The sequence below is a fragment of the Pseudomonadota bacterium genome (genome assembly GCA_018817425.1).
GTDB lineage: Bacteria > Desulfobacterota > Desulfobacteria > Desulfobacterales > RPRI01 > RPRI01.
Map to the genome: position 1 here is coordinate 22,334 of JAHITX010000113.1, position 7,086 is coordinate 29,419.

A 7,086-nucleotide genomic window follows, 5' to 3' on the forward strand; every position below is an offset into this window, starting at 1 on the left:
TGCCCATTCATTCTTCTTTCCTGATACCAAGAACCCTGTTTACCGATCCCTGTTTCCTGCTTTAATGTGGAAGATATTTTGATTTGCTTAAAGCAATATTATATTTTTTTAATATGCTTTTTCCATTTTCATCTATTTTATTTCGATCCAATACCATCTTTGAACCATGAATATCTTCAATAACATGGTATTTACCATTATTATTTTCAAAGCCTTTAACAAGATCATCCATTGTTGAAACTTTTACTCCATTAACCGAAGTTATGATAGCATCAACAAAATCGTGATATCCCACATTTATTTCATCGGCAAGAACCTTGACAAGTACTATGATCTCTCTTTGCTGTTCGGTCGGTTCACCGTTAAGATATAAATTTATAAGTTCTTTTGGTGCATTTATATACCAGTCTTTTTCACTTCCATATTCCATAAGGTAGTTTAATGTCAGAGTTTCAAATACAAGTCCTCCAACAATATAATAGGTTGGAGACTGGTCATATCTCTCCGAAGGTACCAGTCTTCCATAATCAATTGGCTTTGTGAGTTTAATTGTTACTTCTTTTACTTTTCCATTTCTAAAAATTTTAAATTCTGCCAGGTCATTAATCTGTTTTTGTTGCATCAGATATCCGAAATAAGTCCTTTCTCCCTGCCTGAATTCTATTGTTCCGTCATTTTCTATATTATTGCCTTCTATTGAAAGCAATATATCATTTGGCTCTAATACGCCTTCTGCCGGTGAATCGGGATAAACTTTAATAATCAAAACTCCTGTTTGCTTATCAGGCATAAGATATTTACGCCTCATATCCGGGTTTTCCATTTTCTGCATCGATAACCCGATTTCTGGAGTTCCGTCTATTTTTTTATCCCTGATATCTTCAAAAAAATGCTTAATCACCGGAGCCGGAATCATATACCCAATGTTATCATAACGTCCGTCAAGAAATCCTTGAAAGGCAACACCAATAATTTTATTGTCTTTATCAATGACAGGTCCTCCGCTATTACCTGAATTTATCGCAGCATCAATCTGGCAGGTAAGTAAATAAGCGCTGCTGTGGAAATATTTGGTATGCTCTATTCTGGAAACCACTCCTTCAGTAATAGACAATTTATCACCGCCTTCAGGAAAACCATAAACTGTAACTTTATCTTTTATTTGCGGCAAATCCCCTATTTCAACCGGGTCTGCTCCCTCAAAAAATGACTCGTCTTTGACTTTTAAAATTGCCAGATCCAATTCATGGGCAATTATTTCAGGTTCTGCCGTGTATCTTTTAGCCTCACCTGAACGCCGTACCTGGATAAAAGTATAATCTCTTATGACATGCGCATTTGTTAATATCCTGTTACCGCTTATTATACATCCTGAACCATTAAATATTTTCTGACCCCACATCTGCCAGGGTTCATGATAGTTATAGGTGTTGCTTACAGTATAAATCTTAACTACAGCCTCTTTGACATTGGATTTAGCTGAAACCGGGCTGCAGAACATGGAAATTATAACAATAATCAATATATTTATTCCAAAACATTTCATACAATACTCCCAATAAAAACCATTAATTTCCGGTTAGGTTTTTGCATACGAATGCAATAGATTATTTTCTTTGAAATTTTTCAAGTCAAACGCATTAGAATCGATATCTCTAAGTTCATTTTGAATTTTGATTCGTAACTCTCTGACTCTTTTTTATTGTAGTGTTGATGGCAATAAATCGCAAGCAACAAATAAGTAATAAGACCAACAAGGATTTATTCAAAACATGAGCAGGAATGGTGGAATAAAAAAAAAGCGGCTTAACTTATATTCCGGAAAATTGTTGCAGGATCATATCAGGCCTGATGCAGATAGCTGCAATATCGTCATGGCACTTAAACCTGGGATATTTTATACACCTTGGGTCCTTTTTTTCAATTTCCCGTATGTGTTCCTTTAAACCTTTAAGGCCGAGGCAAAGAAAGAGTTCAACAAGAATATCAAAGTTTTTTTCCTTTACCGGTGTTTGTGCAGGAATATCCAACCCATCCGTAAAAATTAGAATTTCTTTTACATTCTTTAATGATTCAATACCGGATTTAAAAAAAACTTCGGCTTCTTTTTCGCCATTAAGCACGCCATAGGATCTGTTCATACTGCATCTGGTTTTTTGTATCTGATCTTTTAGCGTTTCATGTATAAGTAACGAGCTGCTTTCGGCAATCTTTTTCCATATAGAAAGGGTTTCAAAATCGTGGTCTTCACGTTTTGTTAGAACCTTGTATGAATTATCCGTGTATATCAGGATAATAAAAGAATCACCGGTCTGAATCCATTCCAGTCGTTTATCCTTTATTCTTACAACAGCAGCGCTGGTGCTCCATAGGCTTTCTCTTGCCAAAACATTTACACCATGAGATTTCATTTCATAATGAATTGCATTGTTCGCCTCTTTGGCCAGATCTAAAAGCGGGTAGTGATTTTTTGAAAAAACAGCGCTGGCGGTCGATGATGCTATCATTCCACCGGTTTTTATACCGCTGAAAATTGCTTTGTCGAGGCTCGTAGCTCCGTCAAAAACACCAAAAATATCTGTTTCCATAACAAGAGTATCTTCATTGATTGTGCCGGAGCCTTTTGACAATATATACTCTATTTTCATTATTTCCTGTTTTTTTCTTATTAAAACTGATGCGACATAGTTAAGAGCCGCAAGAATTTGTTTTTTTTATAATATAAATTTGGCAACTCGGATGTCAAAGTGATAGTTTCGATGGATTTATGGCTACATATTGATATTTTTGATGGTGTGTATAATATGCTTCCAATTATTTTATTTGTTTTGACAGGTACAACTTTTTTTGGCAGCTATGTTGCTTTAAATATCTTGATAAAGATAACTGTAACTGATACAAAAAAACAGTACAAGTTGTCAGTGTAACAAATCATATCGATCGATATCCTGCGTAACAGGCATCAGGTTGTGTACCTGGCTGGAGCTCTACAAAAACCAACTCTTAAATCAAGAGGTAATTATGAAGATTAAAAAGTATCTATTTATATTGTTCATATCATTTCTTTTGATTGGCGGATGTTCTAATGGAGAAGATAAGAATACTGCAAAAGAGCATATTCTTTCAGATCAGGTACGCGCACTTGAAAAAGCAAAAAAGGTTGAGCAGGTTCTTAAAAAAAGATCTGATGAACAACTCCAAAACATGGATGAACAAAGCGAATAACAAGCTATATCCGGATTGCAAGGAAATTCTTTATGAAGGCAATCAGACTTCAAGACCTTGAAAAGCTTAAGGTCTCCATGGAAGGAGCCAGAAATGTATTCAGACAGGTTCCTATATCAAAAAACGACGGCTCGCCAAATTTTTCTTTCCGTGTGTTTACTATTGAGCCTGATGGCCACACACCTTATCACACGCATGCTTTCAAAAACAAAATAAGGAGGATTAATCATGGATACTGAATTTCATTATTATATCACAGGTATTATTGCAGATGCGGCCGGCTTTAAACAGGAAGAAGCAAAAACAATTGCAACAGCAGCCGAATATGTAGATGAAAATGATATATGCCTTAAAATCATTGACCGTAAAAAGAATGAAACCTATGAAAATTATATTTCCCAAACAATGAACATCTTAAAACCCAAACATACACTACTCAGAATATATCCTGTATTTCATTTTGTACCGGGCGAACCCATGCACAGTAAGGCTGCCCGCAGGGATGGCAAGATGCATTGGCTGAACACGACTCCAAACAACGAGATCGCCAATAAGGGAATGGATGAGGCTTTCAAGGCATCTGATGATACAAGACTTTACCGGATAGGGATCGCAACCCATGTCTATTCAGATACCTGGGCTCATCAAAATTTTGTGGGGTGGTATGATTTTTTCAATGATATTAGCCGTGATATTAAACCGGATATCGGTCACGCAAATGCCGAACATCACCCGGATTGGCCAGCACACCGCTGGGAGGATGCCCGACTTGTTGATGATCAGGTGGATAATACGGAACGTTTCCTTGATGCGGCCAAACATATTTATATGAAGTACAGTGCGTATAATAAACAAAGAAACCAGTCTATCGGCACTGATTGGGACCAGCTGCGTGTTCAATTGATTGAGGCTATCGGAAAGTGCTTTTCCGGATCACATAATTACTACCGTGAAGACCGTGTTATGCGTTACAAGGCTCTTGCGCCATGGCTGGGTGACTTTGATGAATCCGAATGGTTTGGAGAAGCTATAGATGTTAAAGTAAAGGGCTTTAAAGATTCTAAAGATGGCTTGTTCTCTATGTTTACTATGTTTAAAGATGATCTTTGTTGGAAAGAAGATGTAGATAAGGAAAAAACAGACTGGTTCAGATTTCAGGAAGCAGTAAAAGAACATCAAAAAATAGCCATGGTGGATATTGACAAAATATTTAAGCAAATGGGTGTGGATCTTCATGTTTTATAGAAAGTAAAAGGGTAACTTGTAACAATTCCCGCTAAAAACAAAATCTCCTATACTTTTTAGTGAGCCAATGGAGTTAAATGAGAATGTAGTAATTGAACTGTGGAGCGATATTAAAAGAAAATGGATTTTTGCAGCTTGCCCTTTATAGTTTTGTGCGACAAAAGAGGCTGTATTTAAAAAAAATTAGCCTCCGGAGAAGTTTCAATTATTAAATGGCAAAAAAAGTTGCGCCGGAATTGTCAGCAAGCAATGGTAAGCTGTTAGCTAAACCGGTAGAATTTGTTATCAGTGAAGAATCGTTATAGTGTTAATATCGGAGGCAAATTATTAATATTGATCTTTCCATAAGAGGGGAACCAATTGTTGCCGTAGTGACTTATGTATTTTCTTTTGCTTTATCTTTGATTTGGCTAATACGCAGACGAAGGGATCGCAATCGTAATAGGTCTGATTTTTCAGGAATGAGTTCTTATTCTATGACGCAGATTTTCGGTATCATCGGCATAATCATATTTTTAGTGCCAATATTTTTAATTGTTCTTTCAAACCTTGTTAGAGGTATAATTATCTTGATGCTTATTTCTTTTAGATTTCTGCAATTGCCAGAGCAATTAATATCGGTAGCCGTTTCTATTATTGTGCCATGCCTTTATTCTCTTATGTTCGTAAGCATATATCTCATTGGAGAATATTTATGGCCTAATAAAAAAAGTGTTGAGGCATAACCGCAGTAAATTAAGAGATAAGCATACTATATACCATTTTATAAAATTCAACTTTGGTCAGCTACAAAGCAAGAAAATATCTATTCACATTCAACACCATGCCCAATTTTTTCTAATACAGAACCTTCAAATGTTAATTCATAACAATACGGATGGCCATACCCGCTTGGTGTTTTTACAAACCACTTCTCAACTGTGTGCGAAGTATATTTCTTTTTTTTAGATTTTTTGGAGATCTTTGTTTTTGTAGTAAAATAAGACTTTTCAATAATTTCCCCGCCATTATTTTTCAAAGTAATTCTAACTTCAGAAGCGGTGTCGCCTTCCCGAATCAGGTCATTACCGCATCTAAGCGCAATAGCTGTGTTTGCTGTCAAAGCTAATAATAAAATCGGATAAATGCAGATTAGAAATTTATTCATTTTTCACCTCATTACATATCGGACTTTCCACACCTTTTTTGAATGAAGATTAATCATTTTTGCTCCCACTTTAAGGTATGGTGAAGATATCATGGGTTAAATTCAATGCTTGTAGAAATTCTTTTTGCACTGGCCGCAGTGGGCGTGCTAATTGTCTTTGGTTACCGGACTTAACTACCAATATGCTAAGGAACTTGGTGGTCATCATAAAAGAAGTGGGCCTTTTTGTCGGTTTCTTTTTCCAGCCCGTTATCTGGATGCCGGTGGTTTCGATATATATCCGCATGCAGCGTTCCATTAACCGCCATATAAGTAATGCGATAAGCAGTACCAGACCAAGGACTTCTATTCGTTGTGGCTTTTTCAAAAAAATGCTGTTTACGATGACCGGATCTTTCAGAAAGCTAAAGTTTTGTTCGATGCCGCTTTGATCTTTGTAAAGGACCAACAGGGCCTTGGCCGACCAATTGAAGTAATCTTGCGGAGCAGTTAAATTGCTGAGCAGTACAAAACAGCCGGCCTCAAGGTGTAAGTGTGCCAAGGCATCTTGATCCTGTTCGAAGATAACTTCAAGGATATACTCACAGCCTATGGGAGTGCGCGGTTTGTCGGCTGCAGGCCGTCCTCGCCGGTATTTGTTAACCTTGCTTATCAGGCAATCAAGGCTATGATAACTACCCGCTGCTGTCCTGGACAACTTGTCGGCGGCTTTTTGAGCATCGGCCTTGCAGAAAAAAGGACCGCAGTTGATTTTTTTACAGGTGGCCTCAAGTTCTTGGCGCTTTTTTGTTAACATTCGCTCAATGCGTTTATGACGGCGTTTATCATGGGCCGATGAGTGCACCACAATGGCGCGTATGGTTTGCCCATAAAGTTCAACGCTGGTTTCAAAGCCTTTATAAGATGCGGCTGGCCTTTTTGAAGTAGCATCGGTTGCGTTGAGTGTGCCGATATCGATCCAGTCGTTTGCAGAAACGGCTTGTTCGATTGCACGAGCACACTCTTTGTAGGTAGCAGGTAGGCGTGTAAGAAATTTTATCTTTTTATCAGCGCTTTTTTCTATGTTGGCCTGTGTCACAAAGGCGGCATTGGCCATGTAAATATAAGCGCCGGGGCTAAGACCGTGCTTAGCCATATGTTTAGATATACTTCCCAGCAGTACGTTATTTAACGTTTTGTCCGAGGCATTACCGTCCTGACAAGATCCGATAATAGGGATGTTGCGGTCCACGCAGAGCATCGAAACAAGAAACTGTTTTAGGTCCGGCCGCTTATCTTTGCTGTATCCGTAATCGATTTTAAACGGATGCTCGTAACCATCGTAATCACCGAAAACATTGATGGATGTGGTATCAAAGTGAACCCGCTGTGGATCGATATCGAATATGTTGATGGCATTTTGCGCGATCTTTGAAAAGATCTTCTGCGTGCCGGTATCGAAAACTTTATCAAGAACACGAGCGACATTA

Annotated in this window: 7 protein-coding genes; 3 read left to right on the plus strand and 4 right to left on the minus strand. The window is 37.8% G+C overall.

What is annotated here, in order from left to right; all coding sequences use genetic code 11:
• Positions 1-61: 61 nt before the first annotated feature.
• Positions 62-1,546, minus strand: coding sequence for a trypsin-like peptidase domain-containing protein (locus KKC46_19435; protein ID MBU1055976.1), 1,485 nt, complete (start codon positions 1,544-1,546; stop codon positions 62-64).
• 265 nt (positions 1,547-1,811) lie between these two features.
• Positions 1,812-2,648: a protein phosphatase 2C domain-containing protein gene (locus tag KKC46_19440; GenBank protein MBU1055977.1), complete on the minus strand. Its 837-nt coding sequence runs from the start codon at positions 2,646-2,648 to the stop codon at positions 1,812-1,814.
• A gap of 373 nt (positions 2,649-3,021) precedes the next feature.
• Between KKC46_19440 and KKC46_19445 the strand changes: the two genes are divergently transcribed.
• The 3 genes from KKC46_19445 to KKC46_19455 are packed head-to-tail and all read left to right on the plus strand — an operon-like array spanning position 3,022 to position 4,470.
• A complete protein-coding gene (locus KKC46_19445; protein ID MBU1055978.1) occupies positions 3,022-3,225 on the plus strand; it encodes a hypothetical protein in 204 nt (67 codons plus the stop codon).
• 32 nt (positions 3,226-3,257) lie between these two features.
• Positions 3,258-3,464 carry a hypothetical protein gene (locus KKC46_19450; GenBank protein MBU1055979.1) on the plus strand — a complete coding sequence of 69 codons (207 nt, stop codon included), beginning with the start codon at positions 3,258-3,260 and terminating at the stop codon, positions 3,462-3,464.
• The gene (locus KKC46_19455; GenBank protein ID MBU1055980.1) at positions 3,454-4,470 is read left to right on the plus strand and encodes a hypothetical protein; all 1,017 of its coding nucleotides are present in this window, start codon (positions 3,454-3,456) and stop codon (positions 4,468-4,470) included. Before KKC46_19450 ends, KKC46_19455 begins: the two co-directional genes overlap by 11 nt.
• 805 nt (positions 4,471-5,275) lie before the next feature.
• Here KKC46_19455 and KKC46_19460 read toward each other — a convergent pair.
• The gene (locus tag KKC46_19460; protein MBU1055981.1) at positions 5,276-5,617 is read right to left on the minus strand and encodes a DUF2845 domain-containing protein; all 342 of its coding nucleotides are present in this window, start codon (positions 5,615-5,617) and stop codon (positions 5,276-5,278) included.
• A 70-nt stretch (positions 5,618-5,687) separates the two neighbouring features.
• Positions 5,688-7,037, minus strand: coding sequence for an IS1634 family transposase (locus KKC46_19465; GenBank protein MBU1055982.1), 1,350 nt, complete (start codon positions 7,035-7,037; stop codon positions 5,688-5,690).
• Positions 7,038-7,086 lie beyond the last annotated feature (49 nt).